Raw genomic sequence first — 1,859 nt, 5'->3', positions numbered from 1 at the left:
GCGTCCGCGCGCGGCCGTGCGCGGGCTGCTCGCCGTCGTGGTCGCCGGCGGCGCGGTCACGCTCTGGCGCGGCGCGGCGCCGTGGCGTTCCGTCTACGACGGCTGGAATGCGGGCTTCGAGCCCTGGTCGCCGGCCGACAGCGTCCGGCGGCTCGGCATCGCGGCGAATCTGCTGGTCTTCCACTGGGAGCTCGTGCGGCCGCACCGGCAGCCGCCGGATCACGACCGCGTGCTCGAGTTCATCACCGAACACGCACGGGCCTTCGCGCGCAGCGCGGCGGCCGACGGCGGCGAGCTGCCCGACATCGTCGTCGTGCAGAGCGAATCGTTCTTCGATCCGGCGCGCCTCAACGGCGTCGCGGCCGGGCAGAGCCTGCCGAATTTCCGCCGCCTCGCCGCGGCCGCCGCCACCGGCGACCTGCGCGTGCCGACGTTCGCCGGCGGCACCATACGCACCGAGTTCGAAGTGCTCAGCGGCGTGCCGCTCGCGGCGTTTCCGGGTGTGGAGTATCCGTATTTCGAACTCGTCGACGCGCCGATGCCGGGGCTCATGCGCACGCTGGCCGAGCAGGGCTACCGCACCAGCGTGATCCATCCGAACGATGCGGCGTTCTGGAACCGGCGCGAGGCGCTGAGCCGCCTCGGCGCGCAGCGTTTCCTCGCGCTGCCCGACTTCGCCCATGCGCCGAAGTCGGGCCTGTTCGTCGCCGACTCGGCGCTGACCGACAAGGTGCTGGCCGAGCTCGCCGACGACGGTCCGCCGCAGTTCCTGTTCGCGATCAGCATGGAAGCGCACGGACCGTACGACGTCAGCCCCGGTCTCGACGAAAAGCGGCTCGCGGCGATCGCGCTGCCCGACCTGCTCGACGACTACGGCGCGCGCACCCTGCGCCATTTCCTCTATCACATCGCTAATGCGGACCAGGAGCTCGGCCGCCTCGCGCAGCAGTTGCAGCAGCGCCGGCGGCCGACCGTGCTGCTGTTCTACGGCGACCATCTGCCGGGCCTGCACTCGGCGTTCGCCCAGCTCGGCTTCGTCGACGGCCAGGGACCGCGCGAGCAGCCCGTGCCTTATCTGATCGTCGACAATCGGGGCACCGTGCCGCGCTGGGAAGAGACGCGCTCGTGGATGCTGCCGGCCGTGCTGCTCGAAGCCGCCGGCGTGGAGCCCGACGCCTATCTCGCGTTGGTCGCCGCCCTGCGCCGCGACCCGGCCGTGCTGCTGCCGGCCGGCGACGATCGGCCCGAGCCGCGCTTCGTCGAGCTCGCGCGCCTGCGCGTGCGCGACGAATTCGACTTGGGCGAATTCGCGACGGCGCTGGCTCCGGCCGGGGACGCGGCGGCGGCCTCGGACTCGCCGCTGCCCGAGGTCGTCGACGAGGCGGCCGAAGCCGCGGCCAACTGATCGCTGCCGTGCTGTCCGGTGTCGCGTCCGCGACGCGTTGCAAGATGAACAGGCGCCGTCGTGCCGGCGCCGCGATTGCACGGGGAAATCGATGCGTTCATCGCCGTTGCGCGGCGACTGCGTAGCCGCGGCCGAAGCGGGGCCATGTCATGGCGCATGAGATCGTCGCCGCCTTCGCGCGCGCCGGCCTGCCGCTCTGCGGCACGCTCGTGGAGATGCTCGACGAGCATTTCGCCCACCATACCGAGCGGCGCGGCTGCGGCTTCACCCAGGCCACGCGCCACCTGTCGACCCTGATCAACGCGCCGCGCGATCCGGTTGCCGCGGCCGACCTGGGCCTGTTCGCGGACTGGCCGCGCGCGGAAACCGAGCGGCTCGCGGCGCGGCTCGTCGCGGACGGCTGGAGCAGCGGCTGGCGCGGGCTCGACCGCGCCGACGCGCCGGCGCCGCACGA

At 72.9% G+C, this 1,859-nt stretch carries 2 protein-coding genes; both read left to right on the top strand.

What is annotated here, in order from left to right:
- Nucleotides 1–1,405 (top strand): LTA synthase family protein (locus tag NON22_RS23745; RefSeq protein WP_257389455.1); only part of this gene is annotated, 1,405 nt, incomplete at its 5' end.
- Nucleotides 1,406–1,554: 149 nt separating this feature from the next.
- The coding region (locus NON22_RS23740) for a hypothetical protein (protein WP_257389454.1) at nucleotides 1,555–1,859 on the top strand (305 nt) is incomplete at its 3' end.

Origin of the sequence: Tahibacter caeni, from assembly GCF_024609805.1 — a bacterium.
Taxonomy (GTDB): domain Bacteria; phylum Pseudomonadota; class Gammaproteobacteria; order Xanthomonadales; family Rhodanobacteraceae; genus Tahibacter; species Tahibacter caeni.
This window is presented reverse-complemented; position numbering and strand designations above follow the sequence as displayed.